The following is a 22,307-nucleotide window of genomic DNA, read 5'->3' as shown; positions in this document are numbered from 1 at the left end:
CGGGCGCAAATCTTTTTGAAAAGATTTGCAAATTCCTTTCGAAGGAATTTGCGCCCGGCCCGGTCGTCACATCGCGGCCAGCAGCGATTCGCCGGCGGAGATTTCGCAGGTGCCGGGGCTTTCCTCGGCGTGGAACAGCGTGACGGTGCCGTCCTCGACCAGCATGGCATAGCGTTTGGACCGGTCGATCAGCCCGGCCGGCGGGGCGCTGAAGGTCATGCCGATGGCCTTGGTGAAGGCCGCTTCGGGATCGCCGAGCATGGTGATTCCGGCCTCGGTCGCGCCGGTCGATTCGCCCCAGGCCTGCATGACGAAGGGGTCGTTGACCGACAGGCAGATCACCTCGTCCACGCCCTTGTCGTCGAATCCGCCTTTGGTGCGGATGAAGCTCGGCACGTGGGCGGTGGTGCAGGTGCCGGTATAGGCGCCGGGAACCGCAAAAATCACGACCTTGCGGCCCTTGAGCGTCTCGCCGAGGTTCACGGCTTCGGGACCCTTCTCTCCGATCCGGACCAGCGTCGCGTCGGGCAGGCTGTCGCCCTTTGAAATGGACATGTCACGCGTCTCCCTTGATTGCGTTCGTGTTTCGCCGGGATGTAGGGTGCCTGCGGGCGCGGCCGAGGACAAGCGGGAGATTGGCATGGGCGGAGTGGTGGTGATCGGGGCCGGGCAGGCCGGAGCGTCTCTGGTGGCGCGGTTGCGGGCCGGGGGCTGCACGGAACGGATCACCCTGATCGGCGCCGAACCGCAGCCGCCCTACCAGCGCCCGCCCCTGTCCAAGGCCTACCTGCTGGGCGACATGGAGATGTCGCGCCTGTTCCTGCGCCCGGAGAGCTTCTATGCCGACCAGGACATCACCCTGGTGACGGACTCGCCGGTGATCGCAGTGGATCGCGCGGCGCGCGTGGTGATCGCGGATGGTAAGGAACTCGCCTACGACACGCTGGTGTTCTGCACCGGCTCCGCGCCGCGCCGCTTGCCCGCGGCGATCGGCGGCGATCTCGACGGGGTCTGCGTGGTGCGCACCATCGCCGATGTCGACGCGATGAAGCCGCGATTCGCGTCCGGGGCGCGGGTGATGATCGTGGGGGGCGGCTACATCGGGCTCGAGGCGGCGGCGGTGGCCTCGAAACTGGGGCTCGAGGTCACGCTGGTCGAGATGTCCGAGCGCATCCTGCAGCGGGTCGCCGCGCCAGAGACCTCGGCCTATTTCCGCGATCTGCACCGGTCTCACGGGGTGACGATCCTCGAAGGCACCGGGCTGGGCCGGCTGACCGGCGAGGGCCGGGTGACCGGGGCGGAGCTGACCGACGGCACGGCGCGGGAGGTGGATTTCGTCATTGCCGGGATCGGCATCGTGCCGGAGATCGCGCTGGCGGAAAGCTGCGGGCTCGGCATCGAGAACGGCATTCGCACCGATGCCTTCGGGCGCACCGACGATCCGCGGATCTGGGCGGCGGGGGATTGTGCCTCGTTCCCGCACGGCGGCGCGCAGATCCGGCTGGAGAGCGTCGGCAATGCCATCGACCAGGCCGACGTGGTGGCGGACAACATCCTCGGGGCCGGGCGGGTCTATGAGGCCAGGCCGTGGTTCTGGTCGGATCAATACGACATCAAGCTGCAGATCGCCGGTCTGAACGCCGGCTACGACCGGGTCGTGGTGCGCGATGGCGGGGCGGCGCGGTCGCACTGGTATTACCGCGAGGGCAGGCTGATCGCGCTGGATGCGATGAACGACCCGCGCGGCTACATGGTCGGCAAGCGCCTGATCGAGGCCGGGCGCAGCGCGCCGCCCGAGGTCGTGGCCGATGCCGCGTCCGATCTCAAGCCGCTGCTCAAGGCGTGAGGATCGTCGCGGGCGAATGGCGGGGCCGGGCGCTGGCGGCGGTCGGCAAGGGCGATCCGGGCGCGCATCTGCGCCCGACCACCGATCGCGTGCGCGAGGCGCTGTTCAACATGCTGGGCGGGGGGCGGTTCGGCGATCCCTTTGCCTGCGCGCGGGTTCTGGACCTTTTCGCGGGCACCGGTGCGCTGGCCTTCGAGGCCCTGTCGCGGGGCGTGGGCGAGGCGGTTCTGGTCGACAGCGGGCGCAAGGCCGGGGCCCTGATCCGGGAGAATATCCGGCTTCTGGACTGTGCCGGGCGGGCGCGGCTGATCGCGCGGGATGCCGCGCGTCTGCCGCCGGCGGAGGGGCCCTGCGGGCTGGTGTTTCTCGATCCGCCCTATGGCAAGGGTCTGGGCGCGCCGGCGCTCGGGGCCGCGCGGGCGGGAGGATGGATCGCGCCCGGAGCACTGGTGGTCTGGGAGGAGAGCGCGGCGCAGGCGGCGCCGGAGGGATTCGCGCTGCTGGAGACGCGGCGCTACGGCGACACCACGGTCACGCTGCTCGAGGCGGAGTGATCCGGCGGAGCGCGCGGGCGCGCGCAGGGCCTGTCACCGCCGGCCTTCGGCCGCCGGCTCCGCGGCCGTGGCCTGTCTGACGCCCCGTTCCGGCGGTCGCGCGCCGGGGCGCCGGGGAAAGGTGCTGGCAATCGGGGGCGGTTCGTATAAACATATTCGCAATCGTGCGTATCTTGGAGGAGAGCCATGCCGATCCCGAAGCCGACCCGTCGCGAGTTGTTGCGCCTGGCTGCGGCCATGCCGGCGCTGGCGCTGCCTGCCGTCCTGCGCGCCGGGAGCGGGGAGCCGGGGGCCGGCAACCCTTCGCATTTCACCTTCCGGCAGGGGGAGGTCCGGCTGACGGTGATTTCGGACGGGGCGCTGACCCTGCCGGTGAGCGCGCTGGGCGTGAATGCCGATCCGCAGGAGGTCCGGGCCTTCCTTGCGGGGTATTTCCTGTCGCCCGAGGTCAACTATGCCCATACCAATCACCTGCTGATCGAGACGGGCGCGGCGAAGGTGCTGGTCGACATGGGATCGGGCAACCGGTTCCAGGACAGCGCCGGGCGTCTGTCGGCGAACCTGGCGGCGGCGGGGGTGGATGCGGAGAGCATCACCCACGTGGTCATCACCCATGCCCATCCCGACCATATCTGGGGCATCCGCGACGATTTCGACGAGGCGATCCTGCCGGGGGCCGCGTATTTCATCGGCGGTGCGGAGCGGGCGTTCTGGATGCAGGACGGGCTGGCGGCGCGGGTGCCGCCGGAGATGCAGCAGATGGTGGTCGGGGCGCGGAATTCCCTGCAGGTCGAGGGTGCGGAGTGGATCCTGCTTGCCGACGGGGACGAGGTCGCGCCGGGCGTGCGGGTGATCGACACGCCGGGGCATACGCCGGGACACATGAGCGTCGTGGTGGACTCGGGCGGGGCGCAGATGATGGCGGTCGGGGATGCGCTCAACCATGCCTACCTGAATTTCGCGCATCCGGACTGGTACAACGGGTTCGACATGGACGGGGACCGCAGCGTCGCGACGCGCCACCAGCTGCTGGACATGGCGGTGGCGGACCGGATGACCGTGCTGGGCTATCATTTTCCCTTTCCCGGCGTCGGGCACGTGATGCGCGAGGGCGGGGCCTATCGCTTCGTGCCGGCGCTCTGGCGCTGGGACTGAGGCCGGACCGCCTCCGGCGGGGATATTTGGGGCCAGAAGAAGACCGTGGGCCCTGCTCCGGTCCCGGGCGTGTCACGATCCGATCGGGTCGGCGGTGGCGTCACGCGGCCACGGCCCTGCGGGCAGAGGCCGGAGGCCGGCGCCCGCGCATGGGGTGCGCCGCGAGGCGCTCCGCCGGATCAGTCCGTCGTGTAGGTCGGGTGGAACAGGCCGCCGGGGGAGAGGGTGAAGATTTCGACGCCGTCCGCCGTCACGCCGACGGAGTGTTCGAATTGGGCCGAGAGCGACTTGTCCCTGGTGACGGCGGTCCATTCGTCGGCCAGCACCTTGGTTTCCGGCCGCCCGAGGTTCACCATCGGTTCGATGGTGAAGAACATGCCTTCCTCGAGGGTCGGGCCGCCGCCGGGGCGGCCGTAGTGCAGCACGTTGGGCGGGGCGTGGAAGACGCGGCCGAGTCCGTGGCCGCAGAAGTCGCGGACCACCGACATGCGGTTGCTTTCGACGTGGCTCTGGATCGCGTGGCCGATGTCGCCGAAGGTGTTGCCGGGTTTCACCGCCTCGATGCCGATCATCAGCGCGTCGTGGGTCACCTGGATCAGCCGTTCGGCGCGGCGCGGCAGCTTGCCCGCGACGTACATGCGCGAGGTGTCCCCGAACCAGCCGTCGACGATCACCGTCACGTCGATGTTGAGGATGTCGCCGTCCTTGAGCTTCTTGTCGCCGGGGATGCCGTGGCAGACCACGTGGTTCACCGAGATGCAGCTCGCGTGCTGGTAGCCCTTGTAGCCGATGGTGGCCGAGGTCGCCCCGGCCTCTTCCACGGCGTTGCGGATGAAGTCGTCGAGCACGCCGGTGGTCTGGCCGACTTCGACCAGTCCGGCGACATCGTCGAGGATGCGCGCGGCGAGGGCGCCCGCGGCCATCATCCCTGCGGATTCGGAAGGGTCGTGGATGCGGATGCCGTCCCGGGTCAGACGGCCGCCGGAATCTTGTCTCACGTCAGAGGCTCCGTCGGATCGTTCCCCCCATATCTAGCCCTTCCGCGGCCGGTTTGCCAGAGGGGCGGCGCGGAACCGGCTGCGGGGATCGTGCGTTGCACATCGGCGCGCCGATGCATAGGGGGGGCTCGGTGAGCGAACACGAAACAAACGAAAGACGCGAGGGACGATGGAAACGCTGAACAGCCTGCTGAATACCGAAATCTACAACGGGAAATCCCTGTCCGACCTTCTGACGCTGGAATTCCTGGCGCAGATCCTCGGCAATGTCGTGGCGGCGGTGCTGATCCTGCTGATCGGCTTCTTCATCGCCGGGTGGGTCAAGCGGCGGATCGCGGGGATCTCGTCGCGGTCGGCGCGGCTCGACGACACGCTGTTCTCGTTCCTCGGCAATATGGCCCGGTACATCGTGCTGGGCTTCACGATGCTGTTCATCATGAACACCTTCGGGATCCAGACCACCTCGCTGATCGCGGCGATCGGTGCCGCCGGCCTGGCGGTGGGTCTGGCGCTGCAGGGCACGCTGTCCAATGTCGCGGCGGGGGTGATGATCATCATCTTCCGGCCGATCAAGCTGGGCGATTTCATCTCGGTCGCCGGTCAGATGGGCACGGTCAAGGACATCACGCTCAACACCATCGAGTTGTCGAGCATCGGCAACACCCAGATCATCATTCCCAATTCCGAGGTCTGGGGCAACGTCATCGAGAACTTCTCGGTCTACAAGACGCGCCGGGCAGAATGGACCTTCGGCGTGGGTTACGGTGCCAACCTCGCCGATGCCGAACGGGTGATCCGCGACACGATCATGGGCGATCCGCGGTCGAAACCCGATCCCGCGCCGTTCATCCAGGTCAACAACCTCAACGACAGTTCGGTCGATTTCCTCGTCCGCGTATGGGTCGATGCCTCGGAATTCTTCCAGTACCAGGCCGACATGAAGCGCCGGGTCAAGGAGGCGCTGGACGAGGCCGGGGTGGCGATTCCCTTCCCGACCCGGACCCTGCACATCGAGAAGGACGACGAGCCCGCCACCGCCTGAGGCGCCGGGTCCGGCGGCCGGGCCTAGCCGGGGTGGAAGGGGAGCGGCGCGCGCAGCGTCACCCCCTCCGGGGAGATCGCGCAATCGTAGGCCAGCACCTCGACCCCGGCGGCCTGCGCCGCCTCGAAGGCGCGGGCATATCCCGGATCGAGATCGCGGGCGAGCGTGACGCTGGCGCAATCCGTGCGCTGCACGAGGTAGAACATCACCGCCCGGTGGCCGGCGGCGACCATGGCCGAAAGCTCGGCCAGGTGCTTGGCGCCGCGCGCGGTGACGCTGTCGGGAAATTCGGCCAGCCCGGGGCGGCGCGAGAGGGTCACGGATTTCACCTCGACATAGGCATCGGGCAGCGCCGGTCCGGACAGCAGGAAGTCGATGCGGCTGTTCCCGCCGTACTTCACCTCGGGGCGGACGGTGTCATAGGCCGCGAGGGGCGCCACCCCGCCCGCCGCGAGCACGCCGCGCAGCATGCGGTTCGGCACGCCGGTGTCGACCCCGGTGAAGTGGCCGCCGCCGTGATCGACCAGCCTCCAGGCCCAGTTCAGCTTGCGCTTCGGATCGTCGTTCGGTTCCAGCCAGATCCGCTGGTCCGGGTCCGCGAGACCCAGCATGGAGCCGGGATTGGCGACATGAGCGGTGATCTCGCGCCCGTCGTCGAGCCGGCAGTCGGCCAGGAAGCGTTTGTAGCGACGGATCAGCCGCGCCGGGATCAGATCAGTTTGAAAGCGCATGGTTGCGGCCCTATACCAATCGGGGAACACCGCCAAGGAGATCGCGCCAGATGCCCAACCCCACCGCCGCCATGCTGGTGATCGGAGACGAGATCCTCTCGGGCCGCACCCGCGATTCCAACATGCACCACCTCGCGCGGGAATTGACCAAGCACGGCATCGACCTCCGCGAAGTGCGCTTCGTGGCGGATGACCGCGCCTCGATCGTCGGATCGCTGAACGCGCTGCGGGCGGCGCATGACACGGTGTTCACCTCGGGCGGGATCGGGCCGACGCATGACGATATCACCGCCGATTCCGTGGCCGCGGCCTTTGGTGTCGGGATCGACGTGCGGGACGATGCCCGCGCGCTGCTCCAGGCGCATTACGACCGGCAGGGAACGGAGTTCAACGAGGCCCGCAAGCGAATGGCGCGCATTCCCGACACGGCGACCCTGATCGAGAACCCGGTGTCGATCGCCCCCGGCTTCACCATCGGCAACGTGCACGTGATGGCCGGGGTGCCCAACGTCTTCGAGGCCATGGTGGCGAGCGTGCTGCCGACCCTGACCGGCGGCGCGCCGCTGCTGTCCCAGAGTCTGCGCATCGAGCGCGGCGAGGGCGAGATCGCCGGGCCGCTGGCGGAGCTGGCGGGGGATTTCCCGGAGCTGTCCATCGGCTCCTACCCCTATCAGCGCAACGGTGCCTTCGGGGCCAACATCGTGATCCGGGGCACCGACGGGGCGCAGATCGACGCGGCGATGACGCGCCTTGCCGGGCTGTTTCCGGCATGACGCCGACGCTGTCCCGGCTCTACGGTGTGGTCGAAAACACCTGGCCCGCCGCGCGGAGGGTTTCCGCCGGTCCCTGGACGCTGCGCGAGGGCGCGGGCGGGGGCAAAAGGGTGTCCTGCGCCTCGGCCGACGGAGAATGGTCTTTGGACGACCTCCAGGCCGCCGAACAGGCGCAGCGGCTGCTCGGCCAGCAATCGCTGTTCATGATCCGCGCCGGGGAGGACGCGCTCGACCGCGCGCTTGCCGACGAGGGGTATCGGATCATCGACCCGGTGAACTTCTGGCTGCTGCCCATCGGAGAGCTGACCGACCGCAAGCTGCCGATGGTGACGGCCTTCGCGATCTGGGAACCGCTGGCGGTGATGCGCGAGATCTGGGAGGAGGCCGGGATCGGCGCCGCCCGGCAGGCGGTGATGGACCGCGTGACGGGCCCCAAGGCCGGCGTGTTCGGGCGCGCTTCGGACAGCCCCGCCGGGACCGGATTCTGCGCCGTCCACGACGGCATCGCCATGGTTCACGCGCTGGAAATCCGCGCCGCGCATCGCGGAAAGGGGCTGGGCAAGTGGATGATGCGCTGCGCCGCGTTCTGGGCTGCCGAGAACGGGGCGGAGTGGATGTCGGTCCTGTGCCTGCAGAACAATCACGCGGCGAACGGGCTTTATGCTTCCCTGGGCATGACCCGCGTGGGACAGTACCATTATCGCATGAAGCCCGAGGCCTGAGAGAATGACCAAAGACCTGCCCACCGCGCTCAAGCTGCCGATGGTGGACCCGCTGCCGGCGCCGACGCAGAAATACTTCGACATCTGCGAGGAAAAGCTCGGCATGGTGCCGAACGTGCTCAGGGCCCATGCCTTCGACATCGCCAAGCTCGACGCCTTCACCGGGCTCTACAACGAACTGATGCTGGCCGGGTCCGGGGTGACGAAGCTGGAGCGCGAGATGATCGCGGTGGTCGTGTCGTCGATCAACAAGTGCTTCTACTGCCTGACCGCCCACGGCGCGGCGGTGCGCGCGCTGTCGGGCGACCCCGCGCTGGGCGAGATGCTGGTGATGAACTGGCGCGTGGCCGATCTGCCCTACCGTCAGCGCGCGATGCTGGGCTTTGCCGAGAAGATGACGAAGAACAGCGCCGAGATCGCGGAATACGACCGCGAGGCGCTGCGCGACGCCGGGTTCAGCGACCGCGACATCTGGGACATCGCCAATGTCACCGGCTTCTTCAACATGACCAACCGGGTGGCCTCGGCCACCGACATGCGTCCGAATGACGACTACCATTCGCAGGCGCGCTAGCGCCGCCCTCTGCCTGATGCTCGCCGGGCCCGCGGTTGCGCTGGACCTGGCCCTTCCGGCGGGCGCGCGGCTGATGATCGAGCGGGTGACGGACCCCGGCAGCTACGCGGTTCCGACCGGCGCCTGGACCGAGGGAGGCGGCATCCCCGCGCTGCGCGCCGAGGGGCGCATCGCGCGTCAGGCCTGGCGGATCGACGCCTCGGATCTCACCACGCTGCAGATCCTCGCGCCGCTGCGCAGCCAGCTCGAGGCGGCGGGCTACACGGAGCTGTTCGACTGCGCCTCGGCCCGTTGCGGGGGCTTCGATTTCCGGTTCGGCACCGAGGTGCTGCAGGCGCCGGAGATGTATGTCGACCTCACCGCCTACCGCTTCCTGTCGGCGCGCGGGCCGGAGGGCGACTACCTCAGCCTGCTGGTCAGTCGCAGCGCCGCTGCGGGATATGTCCAGGTGATCCGCGCGGGCGTGGCCGAGGCCGCGCCGGTGTCGGTCAGCGACGACGCCCCCCCGGTGGTGTCGGCGGCGGCGGGCGATGTCGCCGCGCAGCTCGACGCCGAGGGCCACGTGGTGCTGCGCGATCTCAGCTTTGCCACCGGATCGTCGGACCTCGGGGAGGGAGCGGTCGCCTCGCTCGACGCGCTGGCCGAGTACCTTCGCGCCAATCCGACGCGGCGCATCGTCTTTGTCGGGCACACCGATGCGGTCGGTTCGCTGCAGGCCAACGTGGCGCTGTCGCGCAAGCGGGCCAGCGCCGCGCTGCGCTATCTGCGCGACCGCCAGGGCATACCGGCGGACCGGATCGGCGCGGACGGGGTCGGCTACCTCTCGCCGGTGACGACCAATCTCACGCAGGAGGGGCGCGAGACCAACCGGCGGGTCGAGGCGGTGCTGATCTCGACCGAGTAGCTAGCGCCGCAGCACGAAGCGGCGGGGGCCGTTGGCGGCGAGGATCAGCAGGCCGCCCGCGATGGACCAGTTCTTGACCATGATCGTGACCTGCCAGGGATCGGCCCTGAGCTGCCAGTGGAACCAGCTGGTGAACAGGCAGTAGCCCGCCAGCAGAAGCGCCCAGCGGCCGACCTTCGGCCCGGTCACGAGGCAGATCGCGGCGATCAGGTTGAAGGCGGCGACCGGCCAGACCAGCCAGCCCGGCAGGCCGATGGTGCCCAGCATGGCGGCGACGGGGGCCGGGTCCGAGACCTTCTGCAGCGCGCCGCCGAGGAACAGCAGCGCGATCAGCATGCGGCCGAGAAGGTCGAGAAGGTTCGGCATCGGTGCCTCCGGCGGGTCAGGTTTTCAGTTCATCCAGATAGATCCGCACGGCGTCCTGAACATGGCGGAAACGGTCGCCGCCCAGGTGTTTGCCGCCGTACCAGCGCGTCACCACGACAAGGTGATCGCACAGGCCCTCGCGTTCGAGCATGCGGAGGATCACCATCCCGGCCCCGCTTTCGCCGTCGTCGTTCTTGATCGGTGCGGCGGCGGTCAGCAGGCCCCAGGTGTTGTGCGTCGCCCTGGCGAATTTCTTGCGGCGGCAAAGCTCGCGGACAAGCGCCTTTGCCTCGTCCTCGGAGGTGCAGGGCGCGCCGGAAACCGCGTATTTCGACCCCCGGTCGCTGATGATGTTCTCGATCACGTGCATGGCAGTGGTCTACGCCGGCGTGGCGGGCATCACAATCCGGGCGGCGGCAACGAAATGTGAACCCGGATGCGCGAAGCTGCCCCCGATCCGGTTCCGGAGGAGGTTCAGAATGACCCGAGCGCTGCGCATCCTCGCGCTGTTTGCTGCCCTGTTCTGGCAGTTGTCCACCCCCGCGGCGGCAGAGCCGCGGTCGATCGTCGGGGGCGGCCTGTTCGGCGCGCGCGCCGCCATCCTGCCATCGGGCGGCATGGGGGCGGCGGGGGGCACGGTCAATCGCGGCTCGCTCTTTGCCGGGCGGAACGAAGGCGGGCTGCTCGCCCCCCGCAAGGCCGAACCGGTGTCCTTCACGCCGGGGATCGGCGTCGCCTCCGCGCCGCTGGCGCCGCTGGCGCGAACCGCCAGCGCGGCAAGCCGGGCGGAATGGGTGCGCCACCTGATCGCGCGGGCCGAGGCGGGGCGCGCGGGCTACGATGCGGTGAACCACGGCGCGCGGCGGAAACCGCCCCGCGCCCCGACGCAGATGACGGTGAGCGAGATCTACGCCTGGATCGACGCCACGCCCGGCCAGCCCCATGCCATCGGCCGCTACCAGTTCATCCCGGCCACGCTGAAACGGTTGGTCTCGCACCTCGGGATCAACCCGCGCTCGACCTTTTCGCCGGTGCTGCAGGACCGGCTGGCGGATCAGTTGCTGGAGGAGGCCGGGTTTTCCGACCTGATGACGGGCAACCTGAGCCGCCGGGGCTTCATGAACAACATCGCAAAGATCTGGGCCGGGCTGCCGAATTCCGGCGGCAAGTCGCATTACCACGGCTATGCCGGCAACAGGGCGACGATGACATGGGCGCAGTTCGAGTCGGAAATGGCACGCATCTTTCCCGGCTGACCGGTCGGACAAAGAAAAGCGCCCCGGCAAGATGCGGGGCGCAGGTGGCCATTGAACACAGGCTCGGGAAACGGCGTTACCAGACGTGCGGGCCCTTTTCCGCAAAGGCATGCACGAGGAAATCTATGAAGGCCCGCACCTTGGGTTGGGTGAACCGACCGGGCGGATATACGGCGTAGATGCCCTGAGTTTCGACCGGAAGGTCGGGAATTGCATCCTCGACCAGGCCGGCGGCCAGCGCATCGGCATAGAGGTAGGAGGGCAGATAGGCGATCCCCAGCCCGGCGATGCAGGCATTGAGCAGGGACTGCCCGTCGTTGACCGAAAGCCAACCGGCCGTCCGGATCTGCCGCTTTTCGCCGGAGGGCGCGGTGACTTTCCAGACGTTGCCCGAGGATTGGTTGGAATAATGCAGCAGCTTGTGATCGTTCAGATCGTCGATCCGTCCGGGGCGGCCGTATTTCTCGAAATAGCCGGGGGAGGCGATCATCCGCTTGGTGGTCTCGGTCAGCTTGCGGGCGCGCAGGGTGCTGTCCTCGAGCTCTCCGATCCGGACGGCCATATCGAAGCCTTCCGAGATCAGCTCAACGTAGCGGTTGTTCAGCACCATGTTGACGGTGATGTCGGGGAAATCGGCGAGGAACTCTCCCAGCATCGGGGACAGATGATTGACGCCGAAATCCGTGGCGACCGAAATCCGCAGCAGACCCGAGGGTGCGGACTGCATGGAGGTCACCAGGGCGTCGGCCTCTCCGGCATCGTTCAGCACGCGCCGGGCACGGTCGTAATAGGCCAGGCCGATCTCGGTCGGGGACACGCGGCGCGTGGTCCGGTTGAGAAGGCGGGCGCCCAGACGGGCTTCGAGGGACGACACGTGTTTCGACACGGCCGATTTCGAGATGCCCATCTTCTTTGCCGCATCGGTGAACCCACCCTGGTCCACGACGGTGGCAAAGGCCTCCATTTCGGTCAGACGATCCATCACCGTCTCCTCGTTGTCTCGTTCATCCGACGGTATCGTTCCCGAATGAGGCGCAACTTGGACCCGGGAGAGACAATATCTGGGTTTCCCTCTCGACTGTGCTTGACGCGGAAACCCGGCTGGCGGACATCTTCGGCAGATGAGCGGACCCCTGATGACACCTCCCTTTTTCGACCGCGCGCGCATCGGCCACAACAAGGGGCCGGCGCTGGAGGGGCCGTCGCTGCTGCTTACTCATGCCTGGAAACGCGCGGCGGCGGAACGTCGCAAGCCGTCCGGACTGGTGCTGCGGATGCAGGTCGCCCGCGCGCGGGAAATGGGGCTGGCGCCCGCCGACTATTTCTCGATCCGGGCCTTTTGCGGGCGCGATCCGGAGGCCTTTGCCTTCACCCCGGAGGGGTTGCAACTGACCCTGGCGCGGCGGCTGGCCATGCCGGAGCGGGTGCGCGACAGGCTCGGGCGGATGCGCCACGTGCGTCTGCTGTGCTTTGCCCCGCCGGGAGAGCCGCCCGAGCCGTTTTGCGAGGAACTGTCCGAGGTGGCGGGCGTCGCCTTTGCCGCCAGCGCGCCGATGCCGGAAACCGTGCTGCCCTGGTCCGAGGCGAGGGCCGCGGTGCGCCGTCTTCTGGACCCCGGAAAGCTCACCGGCTCGGCGGTGCTGCTGGTCGGTCGGGGCGCGCTGGCGGAACAGATGTACGCGGCGGCGAACCTGGCGACGCTGCTGCCGCCGGAACGGCTCTGGGGCACGTGAAAACGCCGCGCCCCCCGGTGGGGAGCGCGGCGTCCGCAGACGATGCGGCGGTCGTGTCAGGCGGCCTTGCGATCGTGGGTGCCTTCTTCGATCTCCTCGACGATCTTGGCGACGAAGGCCTTGAGATCACCGGGATTCCGGCTGGTCACGATGCCGTTGTCCGCGACCACCTCGGCGTCGGTCCAGTTCGCACCGGCGTTGATCACGTCGGTCCGGATCGAGCCGTAGGAGGTCATGTCGCGCCCCTTGACGATGCCGGCCTCGACCAGCACCCAGGGGGCATGGCAGACGGCGGCGATGACCTTGCCGCTGTCGTGGAACTTTCGGACGAGTGAGAGCACGTCCTCTTCCACGCGCAGCAGGTCGGGATTGATCTGACCTCCGGGGATGACGAGCGCGTCATAGGCGGCGGGATCGGCGTCGGCGATCCTGAGATCGGCCTCGGCCTCGCGCCCCCAGTCGGAGCCTTCCCAGCCCTTGACGGCCTTGCCGTCCAGCGTGGCGACATGGACCTCGGCGCCCTTGGCACGCAGCTGGTCGCGGGGAAATTCCAGTTCCGATTGCTCGAAACCGTGGGTGGTGATGACGAGAATCCTGGCGGTTTTGATGCCGGGCATTGTTTCCTCCGTTTTCATCGTGGTTCGGAGGGTCAACGCGGCTCCCCGGGGCGAAGGTTCCGTCCGCCGCCGGGGCAGGGCCTCAACTTTCGCGGAATGCCTTGGTGAAATAGTCGGTGAAGGGTTTCACCAGGTAGGCGAGGGGGGTGCGATCCTCGGTCCGCAGGAAGGCTTCGACGGGCATGCCGGGGATCAGCGTGGTGTTTTCCGGCAGCCTTGCCTTTTCACCCTCGTTCAGGACGATCTCGGCCCGGTAGTAGCTGACGGAGGAGTTCTGGTCGGTGAAGGCATCGGCCGAGATCTGCTTGACCGTCCCGAAGAGTTCCGGCGTGGTGCGCTGGTCGAGCGCGGCAAAGCGCAGCGACACCTCCTGCCCGACGTGGATCTGGTCGATGTGCAGGGGCGAGACCTGCACCGTGATGATGAGCGGCCTGTCCTGCGGCACGAGGTAGAGCACGGGTTCCGCGGCCCGGATGACCGAGCGCGGCGTGAAGACGGTCAGCCCGTAGACGATGCCGGACACCGGCGCGGTGATCTCCAGCCGCTTCAACTGCTCCACCAGCGCGCGGCGCTTTTCCGAAAGCTCGCGGCCCCGGAACTGCATGTCGCGCAGGTCCGAGATCGCCTGTTCGCGGCGCTGGGTCTGCAGCTTGAGGATCTGGATGTCCATTTCGGTGATCCGGCCTTCGGCCTGCGCCTTCTGGGCGGTAAGCTCGCCCATGGAGCCGAGCAGGCGGGACTGTTCGCGCTGGAGCGACAGGACCCGGCTGGCCTGGGCGAGACCGCGGTCGAGCAGGGTCTGCTGGTCGGCCAGCTCCTGTTCGATGAGCTTGAGCTGCTCGCCGAGCGCGGTCTGCTGCGCGTCGATGCCGTCGACCTGGTTGCCGACCTGGTCGGATTGCTTGTGCAACTGCTCGACCTCGCGGTCGACGGAATCGCGGCGGGCGAAGAACAGGTTGCGCTGCCCTTCGACCAGTTCCTCGACCTCGTCATTGGCGGCGGCGGCGTCGAGCAGTTCGGGCGCGAAGACGAGGCTGTCACGCTCGTCGCGTTCGGCCTGAAGCCGCGCCCGGCGGGCGGAGAGTTCGAAATACTCGGCCTCGACGATGTTGAGTTCGGACAACAGAAGCGTCGGATCGAGGCGGATCAGCGTGTCGCCGAGCTGCACTTCATCGCCTTCCTCCACGAGGATCTCGGAGACGACCCCGCCATCGGGATGCTGGACGACCTGGCGGTTCTGGTCGACCTGGATCTGCCCGCCGGCGATGATCGCGCCGGAAATCTCGGTGGTCGAGGCCCATGTGCCGAACCCGCCGAGCAGGATCACAAGGGCGATGAGGCCGATGGTCATCGGGGTCTTCATCGAGAAGCCGGAGTCCGTCCTGGCAGTGGCGCCGCCCGTTGCCGGAGCCTTTGCGGCGGATTTCGCGATGGTCTTGGGTTCGATCCTGGCGAGGGGCTTGCCGTCGGCCTTGGCCGGGACGGTCTTGTCGGATTCGGTCATCTCATCCCTCCGGGGCCCGCATTCTGGGCGATCTGTTCGTGGTTCTTGACCATGGCGCGGAGCACTTCGTCCTTAGGGCCGAAGGCGGCGCGGGCGCCGTGGTCGAGCAGGAGAAGCATGTCGCATTCGCGGATCGCGGCGGGGCGGTGGGCCATGATGATGACGGCCTTGCCCTCTTCCTTGAAGCGCTTGATGGCGTTGTTGACGGCCTCGGACCCCTCGTTATCGAGGTTCGAGTTCGGCTCGTCCAGAACCAGGATCACCGGGTCACCGTACATCGCGCGGGCAAGGCCGATGCGCTGCATCTGCCCGCCGGAAAGCCGTCCGCCGGTCGCGGTCACGCGGGTGTCGTAGCCGTTGGGCAGCTTGAGGATCATCTCGTGCGCGTCGGCCTTGCGGGCGGCATCCACGACCATCTCGGCGTCGGGCTGGGTCGACAGGCGGGCGATGTTCTCGGCGATGGTGCCGTCGAACAGGGTCACGCGCTGCGGCAGGTAGCCGATGTGGTTGCCGAGCACGTCGCCGTATTGGTCGAGCGTCGCGCCGTCGAGCCTGAGCTTGCCGCCGGCCGGACGCCAGACGCCGGTGAGCGCGCGCGCGAGCGTGGATTTCCCGGCGCCGGAATTGCCGATCACGCCGAGCGCCTGTCCCGGCGCGAGGGTGAAGGACACGAGGCGCAGCGCCGCCTGCTGTTCGCCCGGCGGCACCACGGTCAGCTGCTGCACGTCCAGCGTCGCGCGCGGGCGCGGAAGCTGGGTGAGCGGCGGCTGCGGCGGCACTTCGGTGAGCAGTTGGCAGAGATTGTCCCAACCCTTGCGGGCGCGGGTCACCATGGGCCACTGGCCGATCGCCATCTCGATCGGGGCCAGCGCGCGGCCCATCAGGATCGAGCCGGCGATCATCGCGCCGCCGGTCATGTCGCCCTGCAGCACCAGGTAGGCGCCGAGCCCGAGCATGGCGGATTGCAGGAACAGGCGGAAGGTCTTGGTCAGCACGGTGAAGGTGCCGACGAGGTCGGTTGACTTGATCTGGCCGGTCAGCGCCTCGGAACGGGCGCGGTGCCAGCGGGTGAAGGCGTCGCGGCGCATGCCGAGCGCCTGCACCATCTCGGCCTCCTGCCGGATCTGCTCGGAATTCTGTTCCGCGATCAGCACGGCGCGGTTCGATTTCAGCGTCGGGGTGCGGCTGACGATCTGGTTGATGATGGTGACGAAGACCAGCACCGCACCGCCGGCAAGGGCGAGGTAGCCGAGCCAGGGGTGGAAGATCATGATGCCGACGAGGAAGAACGGCGACCAGGGCAGGTCGAACAGCGCCATGAGCACCGGCGAGGACATCAGCCGCTGAACGGATTCCAGATCTTTGAGCCCGGTGGCCGAGAGTTCGTCGGGCTGGATCGCGGCGCGGCGCATGACCGCATCGAAGACGCGCAGGTCCAGCCGCGCCTGAAAGCGGGCGGCGACCCGCGCCATGACCCGGCCGCGGGCGTAGTCCAGCAGGCCCATCATGCCGTAGAGAAAGACCACCAGCACCGAGAGCGCGATCAGCGTCGCCTCGGAATGGGAGCCGAGCACGCGGTCGTAGACCTGGAGCATGTAGAGCGGCCCGGTGAGCATCAGCATGTTCACGAAGAAGCTGAAGATCGCGACGAACCAGTAATAGGGCCGGCTTTCCCTGCGGGCGGCCAGAAGTTCATCGCGTCCGGCGTCTTTTGTTCTTTGTTGCATGACCGCTGTGAGGCTCCCAGCCTAAGTCTTTGACCTGCCACTGTCTGCCATGACAGGTTACCAAGTGGTTGTCGCGCAAGTGCCGCACGACCGGTCGAACCCGTCGCATTGCGCGGGCACGGCGACCTTTGTAATTAATGACTCCTTGTACAGCATGATCGGGAAATTCCAATGTCATTTGCAAGGCGGGAATACCGTACTCCGCCCCTGAAGATCCTTGCCGGGGTGGTGATCCTCGGCTGTCTCTCCGCCTGCGCGGTGCCGGGGCCGGGCGATGCGCCGGACGGCATCTACGACCCGCAGGAACCGGCGAACCGGCGGGTCCACGCCTTCAACAAATCCGTCGACAGGGCGCTGGGCGGAGGCGGAGGCGGCTCGGGTCTCGGCAGCTTGCCGGAGCCGGTGAAGGCGGGGGTCGGCAATGTCGCCGACACGCTGTCGCTGCCCAACACGGTGGTGAACCAGATCCTTCAGGCCCGCATCGGCCGGGCCACGCGCAACACGCTGCGCTTTGCCGTCAACGCCACGGTCGGGGTGGCCGGGCTGTTCGACGTCGCCGGCGCGCTCGGCCTGCCGGAGGACGATTCGGACTTCGGCGAGACGCTGCATGTCTGGGGCCTGCCCGAAGGCGCCTACATGGAGCTGCCGGTGCTCGGCCCCTCGACCGAGCGCGACGCGGTCGGCAAGGTGGCGGACCTGTTCCTCGACCCGCTGCGCTACGTGATCCCGACCCCGGAGCGCTACTACGGCACCGCGGTCAAGGTGGCCGACAAGGCGATCGGACGCTCGGCCATCGGCGGCACGGTGGATTCGGTGCTCTACGGCAGCGCCGACAGCTATGCGCAGCTTCGCGTGATCTACCTGCAGAACCGCCGGTTCGAACTGGGTGATGAAACCGCGGCCGAAGCGGACTATATCGACCCCGAAGCTTTGGATACGGAGGGTTTCTGATGACGAAGATGTTCACGCGCCGGGCCATGATGACCACAGCGCTCGCGGCCTTCGCCGTGGCGCTGGTGCCGGTGCGGGCGTTTGCCGTGACCTCTGCGCAGGCCACGTCCCTGGTCGACAGGCTGGTGGCGGATATCAACGCGGTGATCGCCTCGGGCAAGAACGAATCGGCGATGATCCGGGAATTCGGCGATATCTTCGCCCGGTACGGGGATCTGCCCTATATCGCCGCCTATGCGCTGGGCTCGGACGGGCGACGCGCCAGCGCGGCGCAGAAAAAGGCGTTCACGGCGGCCTTCACCGGCTATGTCGCGCGCAAGTACGGCAAGCAGTTCCGCGATTTCATCGGCGGGCGGTTCGAGGTGAACGGCGCGAAATCGGTCAAGAACGCCTACCAGGTGTCCACCACCGCCTACCTGCGGGGCGAGGCGCCGTTCGAGGTGACCTTCTTCGTGGGCGAGAAATCCGGCCGGTTCTACAACATGTACGTCGAGGGCGTGAACATGCTCCTGACCGAGCGGACCGAGATCGGCTCGATGCTGGACCGGCGCCGGGGCGATCTCGACGCGATGATCGCGGATCTGAAGACGGCGGGCTGAACCGCCCGCCGCAGGGCGCGGCGGCCCTTTCCGTCAGTTGCGCGGCCCGAGAAGGTCGCGCAGCACCTGCTGGATGAAATTGTCGCGCTGTTGGCGCTCCGGGGTGCGTTGCTGCTGCTGCGGCTGGCGGTCGACGACCTGGGGCTGCGGCGCCGGTTCGGGCTGTTTCGGCGCGATGGCGGGCAGCGGCTTCTGTTCCAGCCCCTCGTTCACCCGCACCATCGTCTCGCGCCAGATGTCGGCGGGCAGGCTGCCCCCGGTCACGCCCTTGAGCGGCGAGTTGTCGTCGTTGCCCATCCAGACACCGACCACGTAATCGGCGGTGAACCCGATGAACCAGGCATCCCGCGAATCGCTCGACGTGCCGGTCTTGCCCGCCGCCTCGCGCCCGTCGGGAAGGGCGGCGCGGCGCCCGGTGCCCTCGGTGATGACATGCTGAAGCATCCAGACGAGCTGGCCCGCGGCCTCGGGGCGGATCACCCGCTCGCGGATGCCGCTGCTCTGGGTCACGAGCGCGTCGCTTTCGCCCTTCACCCGCAGTTCGAGCTGGCCGTAGGGCTCCACCTGGGAGCCGCCGTTGAGGAAGCCGGCATAGGCGGCGGTCATTTCCAGAAGCGTCGCCTCGGAGGTGCCGAGCGCCATGGCGGGCGTGTCGTAGAGGTCGGACTGCACGCCGAACTGGGTCGCCACCTTCTGCACGAGGCTGCGCCCGACGCCTTCGGAAAGCTTCACCGCCGGAATGTTCAGCGACTGTGCCAGCGCGGTGGTCAGCGTGACGGGGCCCTTGAAATTGCGGCTGTAATTCTCCGGGCACCAACGGCCCGAACCGGCGATGTTCATGCAGAACGGCTCGTCCACGATGCGGTCGAGCGGCGAGCGGCCGAGTTCGAGCGCGGTGGCGTAGATGAAGGGCTTGAAGGCCGAGCCGGTCTGGCGTTTGGCCTGGGTGGCGCGGTTGAACACGCCGGACACGCCGGTCTTCTTGCCGCCGACCATCGCGCGCACGGCGCCGTCCGCCGACATCACCACGATGGCCGCTTCCACGACCGAACCGGGTTTGGTCACCTTTTCGGAATAGACCTTGTTCATCGCGGCCTCGGCGGCGCGCTGCAGGCGCTGGTCCAGCGTGGTCTTGAGCACGATGTCGTCCGAGGTCTTCTGGGTGAAGGGGTTGTCCTCGACCAGCGACATCACCCAGTCGGCGAAATAGCCGCCGGTCTTGCGCTCGGCCTCTTCGGAGAGCACGGCGGGGTTGGCCTGCGCCTCCTGTTCCTGGGCGGCGGTGAGGAAGCCCTGGTCGCGCATCAGCCGCAGCACGGTCGAGGCGCGCGCCTGCGAGCGTTCGAGGTTGTTGGTGGGCGACAGCGTCGAAGGCGCGGTGAGCAGGCCGGCGAGCATCGCCGACTGCTGCGGATTCAGCTCTGCGGCGTGTTTGCTGAAATAGCGTTCGGCGGCCGCTTCGATCCCGTAGGCGCCGGCGCCCCAGTAGGCGCGGTTGAGATAGATCGAGAGGATGTCGTCCTTGGAATACTTGAGCTCCATCGCCATGGCATAGAGCGCCTCGCGACCCTTGCGCACAAGCGATCCCTGCCGGCAGTCCGAGACGTAGGCGGCTTCGGATTTCCACTGGCTCTTGTCGTATTCGACCCCGAGGCAGAGCAGTTTTGCGGTCTGTTGGGTGATGGTCGAGCCGCCGTGCCCGGAGAGCGGGCCGCGCCCCTCGGCAAGGTTGATCCGGACCGCCGAGGCGACGCCGCGCGGCGAGATCCCCATGTGCCAGTAGAACCGCTTGTCCTCGGTCGCGATGACCGCGTTCTTGAGATGGGTGCTGACAGAACTGGCGGTGACGGCGCCGCCGAACTGGTCGCCGCGCCAGGCAAAGATCTTGCCGTCGCGGTCCTGCAGCGTGACCGAGCCCTGCGCGCGGCCGTCCAGCAGCGCCGCGACCGGGGGCAGGGTCGCGTAGAAATAGCCGACCCCGAGCGCCAACAGCAGCACGGCCACGGCGGCGACGCGCCAGGTGATGCGCCAGATCAGCCCGAAGATGAATCCGAAGATGCCGAGCACGAACGCCACGAGGAAATTGCGCTTGCGCGCGGGTTTGCGCGCCGGAGGCTTGCGGCGTGCGGGCTTGGCCGCCGGCTTTTCCGCCGTCGTGCTGCCCTTGCCCCCGGTCTTCTTCGAATAGCGTCGGTCGGCCACGAGCCGGCCTTTGCCTCGGCCTGAATCACTCATATCTGTCTGCCCGGTCGATTTTTCTTTCGCTGCAGGATAGCGGCTTTGTGGCGGGATGTTGACCGCGAAACGGTCACAATTCCGACTTTTTAAACAGCACATATTTTGAGCAACGTTAATAAATTGTGCAAATTTTGTGCGCGCTCTGCCGTCCCGAAGGTAGGCTGGCCGGAGCGTTCCCTTTGCAAAGAACCCGCGCCGGCGTCTTTCTGCCCATGCACAACGCAGGCAGCCGTCTGCCAGAACCGAAAGGGACCAAGGTGAAACTGATCATTGCAACGATCAAGCCGTTCAAGCTGGAGGAGGTGCGCGAGGCGCTCACCGGAATCGGCGTGCGCGGCATGATGGTGACGGAAATCAAGGGCTTCGGATCGCAGTCGGGGCATACGGAAATCTATCGCGGTGCAGAATACGCCGTGAACTTCGTGCCCAAGATCAAGCTCGAGATCGTGGTTGCCGCCTCGATGGCCGACCAGGTGGTGGATACCATCACGAAGACGGCCCAGACGGGCAAGATCGGCGACGGCAAGATTTTCGTGCTCGACGTGCTGCAGGCAGTGCGGGTGCGCACCGGCGAGACCAACGCGGACGCCCTCTGACGGCGGCTGGACAGATGCAAAAGGGACAAAACCAGATGAAATTTCTCAAGACGCTCGCTCCGGCAGCCGCGCTGATCGCGCTGCCGAGCCTGGGCCTCGCTCAGGAGGCGGACACGACGCCCCCGATGGAAGAAGTGGGCTATATCCTCAACACCTTCATGTTCCTGGTCACCGGGTTCCTGGTGATGTGGATGGGCGCGGGCTTCTCGATGCTCGAAGCAGGTCTCGTTCGTCAGAAGAACGTGACGATGCAGCTGATGAAGAACGTCGCGCTCTTCGCGATCGCCGCCATCATGTACTACCTCGTCGGCTACAACCTGATGTACCCGGGCGACGGCTGGTCGATGGACGGCGTCATCGGTGCCTTCTCGCTGACGGCGCTCGAGCCGGTCGGCCTGGCCGATACGGAAACCGACCTCACCTATGCATCCGTCGGCTCCGACTTCTTCTTCCAGCTGATGTTCTGCGCAACCACCGCCTCTATCGTGTCCGGCACCCTCGCCGAGCGCATCAAGCTGTGGCCGTTCCTGATCTTCACCGTCATCCTGACCGGGTTCATCTACCCGATCGAAGCCTCCTGGAAATGGGGCGGCGGTTTCCTCGCGCCGGGCGCCGAGGGCGTGACCGACTTCCTCGACTTCGCCGGTTCGACCGTCGTGCACTCGACCGGTGGCTGGGCGGCTCTTGCGGGTGCCCTGATCCTCGGACCGCGTATCGGCAAGTACAAGGACGGCCGGACCGTTCCCATGCCGGGTTCCAACCTGCCCCTCGCCACGCTCGGGACGTTCATCCTGTGGCTCGGCTGGTTCGGCTTCAACGGCGGTTCGCAGCTCTACATGGACACCGCGGCCAACGTCGCCGACATCTCGCGCATCTTCGCCAACACCAACACGGCAGCAGCCGGTGGTGCCATCGCGGCCCTGATCGTGACCCAGCTGATGTACAAGAAGCCGGATATCACCATGGTGCTGAACGGTGCCCTGGCAGGCCTCGTGTCGATCACCGCGGAACCGCTGACCCCCTCGCTGGGCGCAGCGACCCTGATCGGTGCCATCGGCGGCGTGATCGTGGTCTTCGCGGTTCCGATGCTGGACAAGATGAAGATCGACGACGTGGTCGGCGCCATCCCGGTGCACCTGATCTGCGGCATCTGGGGTACGCTGGCCGTGCCGCTCACCAACGGTGATGCGACCTTTGCCAAGCAGCTCTACTCCATCGTCGTGGTCGGTATCTTCGTCTTCGTGGTCTCCGCGGTGGTGTGGTTCATCCTCAAGATGATCTTCGGCATCCGGGTCAGCGAAGAGGACGAGATCAACGGTCTCGACATGTCCGAGCTGGGCATGGAGGGCTACCCCGAATTCTCCAAAGGCTGATTTCCTCCTTCCTGTCAGCCTTTCGTGACCAACTGCCCGGGCGTTCGC

24 protein-coding genes are annotated in these 22,307 nt (G+C 67.4%); 14 read left to right on the top strand and 10 right to left on the bottom strand.

Annotated features, from left to right (window positions below):
- Positions 1 to 66: 66 nt before the first annotated feature.
- Positions 67 to 555, bottom strand: coding sequence for a peroxiredoxin (locus ACN0RJ_RS12845; protein WP_417724498.1), 489 nt, complete (start codon positions 553 to 555; stop codon positions 67 to 69).
- Between the two features lie 85 nt (positions 556 to 640).
- Between ACN0RJ_RS12845 and ACN0RJ_RS12840 the strand changes: the two genes are divergently transcribed.
- From ACN0RJ_RS12840 to ACN0RJ_RS12830, 3 genes are all read left to right on the top strand, one after another.
- Positions 641 to 1,846: an NAD(P)/FAD-dependent oxidoreductase gene (locus ACN0RJ_RS12840; RefSeq protein WP_417724497.1), complete on the top strand. Its 1,206-nt coding sequence runs from the start codon at positions 641 to 643 to the stop codon at positions 1,844 to 1,846.
- Positions 1,843 to 2,400: a 16S rRNA (guanine(966)-N(2))-methyltransferase RsmD gene (rsmD, locus tag ACN0RJ_RS12835; RefSeq protein WP_417724496.1), complete on the top strand. Its 558-nt coding sequence runs from the start codon at positions 1,843 to 1,845 to the stop codon at positions 2,398 to 2,400. Before ACN0RJ_RS12840 ends, rsmD begins: the two co-directional genes overlap by 4 nt.
- Before the next feature lie 186 nt (positions 2,401 to 2,586).
- Positions 2,587 to 3,555 carry an MBL fold metallo-hydrolase gene (locus ACN0RJ_RS12830; RefSeq protein WP_417724495.1) on the top strand — a complete coding sequence of 323 codons (969 nt, stop codon included), beginning with the start codon at positions 2,587 to 2,589 and terminating at the stop codon, positions 3,553 to 3,555.
- A gap of 179 nt (positions 3,556 to 3,734) precedes the next feature.
- Here ACN0RJ_RS12830 and map read toward each other — a convergent pair whose 3' ends face one another.
- The gene (map, locus tag ACN0RJ_RS12825; RefSeq protein ID WP_417720268.1) at positions 3,735 to 4,553 is read right to left on the bottom strand and encodes a type I methionyl aminopeptidase; all 819 of its coding nucleotides are present in this window, start codon (positions 4,551 to 4,553) and stop codon (positions 3,735 to 3,737) included.
- Between the two features lie 169 nt (positions 4,554 to 4,722).
- On the opposite strand from map, the gene ACN0RJ_RS12820 reads away from it, so the two are divergent.
- Positions 4,723 to 5,595, top strand: a complete 873-nt coding sequence (locus tag ACN0RJ_RS12820; protein WP_417720267.1) for a mechanosensitive ion channel family protein — start codon at positions 4,723 to 4,725, stop codon at positions 5,593 to 5,595.
- A gap of 23 nt (positions 5,596 to 5,618) precedes the next feature.
- Here ACN0RJ_RS12820 and sfsA read toward each other — a convergent pair whose 3' ends face one another.
- Positions 5,619 to 6,326, bottom strand: coding sequence for a DNA/RNA nuclease SfsA (gene sfsA, locus ACN0RJ_RS12815; RefSeq protein WP_417720266.1), 708 nt, complete (start codon positions 6,324 to 6,326; stop codon positions 5,619 to 5,621).
- Between the two features lie 50 nt (positions 6,327 to 6,376).
- Here sfsA and ACN0RJ_RS12810 point away from each other — a divergent pair, with 50 nt between their 5' ends.
- Genes ACN0RJ_RS12810 through ACN0RJ_RS12795 form a run of 4 tightly spaced genes read left to right on the top strand, consistent with a single transcriptional unit; the run spans position 6,377 to position 9,299 of the window.
- Positions 6,377 to 7,099, top strand: a complete 723-nt coding sequence (locus tag ACN0RJ_RS12810; RefSeq protein ID WP_417720265.1) for a competence/damage-inducible protein A — start codon at positions 6,377 to 6,379, stop codon at positions 7,097 to 7,099.
- On the top strand, positions 7,096 to 7,821 hold the full coding sequence (locus ACN0RJ_RS12805) for a GNAT family N-acetyltransferase (RefSeq protein WP_417720264.1): 726 nt from the start codon (positions 7,096 to 7,098) through the stop codon (positions 7,819 to 7,821). Before ACN0RJ_RS12810 ends, ACN0RJ_RS12805 begins: the two co-directional genes overlap by 4 nt.
- 4 nt (positions 7,822 to 7,825) lie before the next feature.
- Entirely contained in the window at positions 7,826 to 8,395 is a 570-nt protein-coding gene (locus ACN0RJ_RS12800; RefSeq protein ID WP_417720263.1) for a peroxidase-related enzyme, read from the top strand.
- Complete coding sequence (locus ACN0RJ_RS12795) at positions 8,367 to 9,299, top strand: OmpA family protein (protein ID WP_417724494.1); 933 nt, start codon at positions 8,367 to 8,369, stop codon at positions 9,297 to 9,299. Before ACN0RJ_RS12800 ends, ACN0RJ_RS12795 begins: the two co-directional genes overlap by 29 nt.
- Here ACN0RJ_RS12795 and ACN0RJ_RS12790 read toward each other — a convergent pair whose 3' ends face one another.
- Together ACN0RJ_RS12790 and ACN0RJ_RS12785 are read right to left on the bottom strand one after the other, a co-directional pair.
- Entirely contained in the window at positions 9,300 to 9,665 is a 366-nt protein-coding gene (locus ACN0RJ_RS12790; protein WP_417724493.1) for a DoxX family protein, read from the bottom strand. It abuts the gene before it with no gap.
- A gap of 16 nt (positions 9,666 to 9,681) precedes the next feature.
- Positions 9,682 to 10,035 carry a YigZ family protein gene (locus ACN0RJ_RS12785; RefSeq protein ID WP_417720260.1) on the bottom strand — a complete coding sequence of 118 codons (354 nt, stop codon included), beginning with the start codon at positions 10,033 to 10,035 and terminating at the stop codon, positions 9,682 to 9,684.
- 109 nt (positions 10,036 to 10,144) lie between these two features.
- Here ACN0RJ_RS12785 and ACN0RJ_RS12780 point away from each other — a divergent pair, with 109 nt between their 5' ends.
- Positions 10,145 to 10,921 (top strand): hypothetical protein, encoded by a 777-nt coding sequence (locus ACN0RJ_RS12780; protein ID WP_417724492.1) that lies wholly within the window; start codon positions 10,145 to 10,147, stop codon positions 10,919 to 10,921.
- Between the two features lie 76 nt (positions 10,922 to 10,997).
- On the opposite strand, the gene ACN0RJ_RS12775 is transcribed toward ACN0RJ_RS12780, so the two are convergent.
- Positions 10,998 to 11,903 (bottom strand): LysR family transcriptional regulator, encoded by a 906-nt coding sequence (locus ACN0RJ_RS12775; RefSeq protein ID WP_417720258.1) that lies wholly within the window; start codon positions 11,901 to 11,903, stop codon positions 10,998 to 11,000.
- A 139-nt stretch (positions 11,904 to 12,042) separates the two neighbouring features.
- Between ACN0RJ_RS12775 and ACN0RJ_RS12770 the strand changes: the two genes are divergently transcribed.
- Entirely contained in the window at positions 12,043 to 12,654 is a 612-nt protein-coding gene (locus ACN0RJ_RS12770; RefSeq protein WP_417724491.1) for a hypothetical protein, read from the top strand.
- A gap of 56 nt (positions 12,655 to 12,710) precedes the next feature.
- On the opposite strand, the gene ACN0RJ_RS12765 is transcribed toward ACN0RJ_RS12770, so the two are convergent.
- The 3 genes from ACN0RJ_RS12765 to ACN0RJ_RS12755 form a co-directional block, all read right to left on the bottom strand.
- Positions 12,711 to 13,271 carry a type 1 glutamine amidotransferase domain-containing protein gene (locus ACN0RJ_RS12765; RefSeq protein ID WP_417724490.1) on the bottom strand — a complete coding sequence of 187 codons (561 nt, stop codon included), beginning with the start codon at positions 13,269 to 13,271 and terminating at the stop codon, positions 12,711 to 12,713.
- Between the two features lie 82 nt (positions 13,272 to 13,353).
- Entirely contained in the window at positions 13,354 to 14,634 is a 1,281-nt protein-coding gene (locus ACN0RJ_RS12760) for an HlyD family type I secretion periplasmic adaptor subunit (protein ID WP_417720277.1), read from the bottom strand.
- Positions 14,635 to 14,771: 137 nt separating this feature from the next.
- Positions 14,772 to 16,502, bottom strand: coding sequence for a type I secretion system permease/ATPase (locus ACN0RJ_RS12755; RefSeq protein WP_417720255.1), 1,731 nt, complete (start codon positions 16,500 to 16,502; stop codon positions 14,772 to 14,774).
- Between the two features lie 171 nt (positions 16,503 to 16,673).
- Here ACN0RJ_RS12755 and ACN0RJ_RS12750 point away from each other — a divergent pair, with 171 nt between their 5' ends.
- Positions 16,674 to 17,453 (top strand): VacJ family lipoprotein, encoded by a 780-nt coding sequence (locus tag ACN0RJ_RS12750; protein ID WP_417724489.1) that lies wholly within the window; start codon positions 16,674 to 16,676, stop codon positions 17,451 to 17,453.
- On the top strand, positions 17,453 to 18,052 hold the full coding sequence (locus ACN0RJ_RS12745) for an MlaC/ttg2D family ABC transporter substrate-binding protein (RefSeq protein WP_417720253.1): 600 nt from the start codon (positions 17,453 to 17,455) through the stop codon (positions 18,050 to 18,052). Before ACN0RJ_RS12750 ends, ACN0RJ_RS12745 begins: the two co-directional genes overlap by 1 nt.
- Before the next feature lie 33 nt (positions 18,053 to 18,085).
- Here ACN0RJ_RS12745 and ACN0RJ_RS12740 read toward each other — a convergent pair whose 3' ends face one another.
- A complete protein-coding gene (locus tag ACN0RJ_RS12740; RefSeq protein ID WP_417724488.1) occupies positions 18,086 to 20,287 on the bottom strand; it encodes a transglycosylase domain-containing protein in 2,202 nt (733 codons plus the stop codon).
- A 260-nt stretch (positions 20,288 to 20,547) separates the two neighbouring features.
- Here ACN0RJ_RS12740 and ACN0RJ_RS12735 point away from each other — a divergent pair, with 260 nt between their 5' ends.
- A complete protein-coding gene (locus ACN0RJ_RS12735) occupies positions 20,548 to 20,886 on the top strand; it encodes a P-II family nitrogen regulator (RefSeq protein ID WP_417720251.1) in 339 nt (112 codons plus the stop codon).
- 35 nt (positions 20,887 to 20,921) lie between these two features.
- Positions 20,922 to 22,259: an ammonium transporter gene (locus tag ACN0RJ_RS12730; protein ID WP_417720250.1), complete on the top strand. Its 1,338-nt coding sequence runs from the start codon at positions 20,922 to 20,924 to the stop codon at positions 22,257 to 22,259.
- Positions 22,260 to 22,307: the final 48 nt, after the last annotated feature.

The sequence above is a fragment of the Salipiger sp. genome (assembly GCF_048261495.1).
Taxonomy (GTDB): domain Bacteria; phylum Pseudomonadota; class Alphaproteobacteria; order Rhodobacterales; family Rhodobacteraceae; genus Salipiger.
This window is presented reverse-complemented; position numbering and strand designations above follow the sequence as displayed.

Excerpts from the sequence above, each read along its gene's own strand:
- ACN0RJ_RS12845 (WP_417724498.1), bottom strand. The coding sequence starts at position 555 with ATGTCCATTTCAAAGGGCGACAGCCTGCCCGACGCGACGCTGGTCCGG.
- ACN0RJ_RS12840 (WP_417724497.1), top strand. The coding sequence starts at position 641 with ATGGGCGGAGTGGTGGTGATCGGGGCCGGGCAGGCCGGAGCGTCTCTG.
- ACN0RJ_RS12830 (WP_417724495.1), top strand. The coding sequence starts at position 2,587 with ATGCCGATCCCGAAGCCGACCCGTCGCGAGTTGTTGCGCCTGGCTGCG.
- ACN0RJ_RS12820 (WP_417720267.1), top strand. The coding sequence starts at position 4,723 with ATGGAAACGCTGAACAGCCTGCTGAATACCGAAATCTACAACGGGAAA.
- sfsA (WP_417720266.1), bottom strand. The coding sequence starts at position 6,326 with ATGCGCTTTCAAACTGATCTGATCCCGGCGCGGCTGATCCGTCGCTAC.
- ACN0RJ_RS12810 (WP_417720265.1), top strand. The coding sequence starts at position 6,377 with ATGCCCAACCCCACCGCCGCCATGCTGGTGATCGGAGACGAGATCCTC.
- ACN0RJ_RS12805 (WP_417720264.1), top strand. The coding sequence starts at position 7,096 with ATGACGCCGACGCTGTCCCGGCTCTACGGTGTGGTCGAAAACACCTGG.
- ACN0RJ_RS12800 (WP_417720263.1), top strand. The coding sequence starts at position 7,826 with ATGACCAAAGACCTGCCCACCGCGCTCAAGCTGCCGATGGTGGACCCG.
- ACN0RJ_RS12795 (WP_417724494.1), top strand. The coding sequence starts at position 8,367 with ATGACGACTACCATTCGCAGGCGCGCTAGCGCCGCCCTCTGCCTGATG.
- ACN0RJ_RS12790 (WP_417724493.1), bottom strand. The coding sequence starts at position 9,665 with ATGCCGAACCTTCTCGACCTTCTCGGCCGCATGCTGATCGCGCTGCTG.
- ACN0RJ_RS12785 (WP_417720260.1), bottom strand. The coding sequence starts at position 10,035 with ATGCACGTGATCGAGAACATCATCAGCGACCGGGGGTCGAAATACGCG.
- ACN0RJ_RS12780 (WP_417724492.1), top strand. The coding sequence starts at position 10,145 with ATGACCCGAGCGCTGCGCATCCTCGCGCTGTTTGCTGCCCTGTTCTGG.
- ACN0RJ_RS12775 (WP_417720258.1), bottom strand. The coding sequence starts at position 11,903 with ATGGATCGTCTGACCGAAATGGAGGCCTTTGCCACCGTCGTGGACCAG.
- ACN0RJ_RS12770 (WP_417724491.1), top strand. The coding sequence starts at position 12,043 with ATGAGCGGACCCCTGATGACACCTCCCTTTTTCGACCGCGCGCGCATC.
- ACN0RJ_RS12765 (WP_417724490.1), bottom strand. The coding sequence starts at position 13,271 with ATGCCCGGCATCAAAACCGCCAGGATTCTCGTCATCACCACCCACGGT.
- ACN0RJ_RS12760 (WP_417720277.1), bottom strand. The coding sequence starts at position 14,634 with ATGAAGACCCCGATGACCATCGGCCTCATCGCCCTTGTGATCCTGCTC.
- ACN0RJ_RS12755 (WP_417720255.1), bottom strand. The coding sequence starts at position 16,502 with ATGCAACAAAGAACAAAAGACGCCGGACGCGATGAACTTCTGGCCGCC.
- ACN0RJ_RS12750 (WP_417724489.1), top strand. The coding sequence starts at position 16,674 with ATGTCATTTGCAAGGCGGGAATACCGTACTCCGCCCCTGAAGATCCTT.
- ACN0RJ_RS12745 (WP_417720253.1), top strand. The coding sequence starts at position 17,453 with ATGACGAAGATGTTCACGCGCCGGGCCATGATGACCACAGCGCTCGCG.
- ACN0RJ_RS12740 (WP_417724488.1), bottom strand. The coding sequence starts at position 20,287 with ATGAGTGATTCAGGCCGAGGCAAAGGCCGGCTCGTGGCCGACCGACGC.
- ACN0RJ_RS12730 (WP_417720250.1), top strand. The coding sequence starts at position 20,922 with ATGAAATTTCTCAAGACGCTCGCTCCGGCAGCCGCGCTGATCGCGCTG.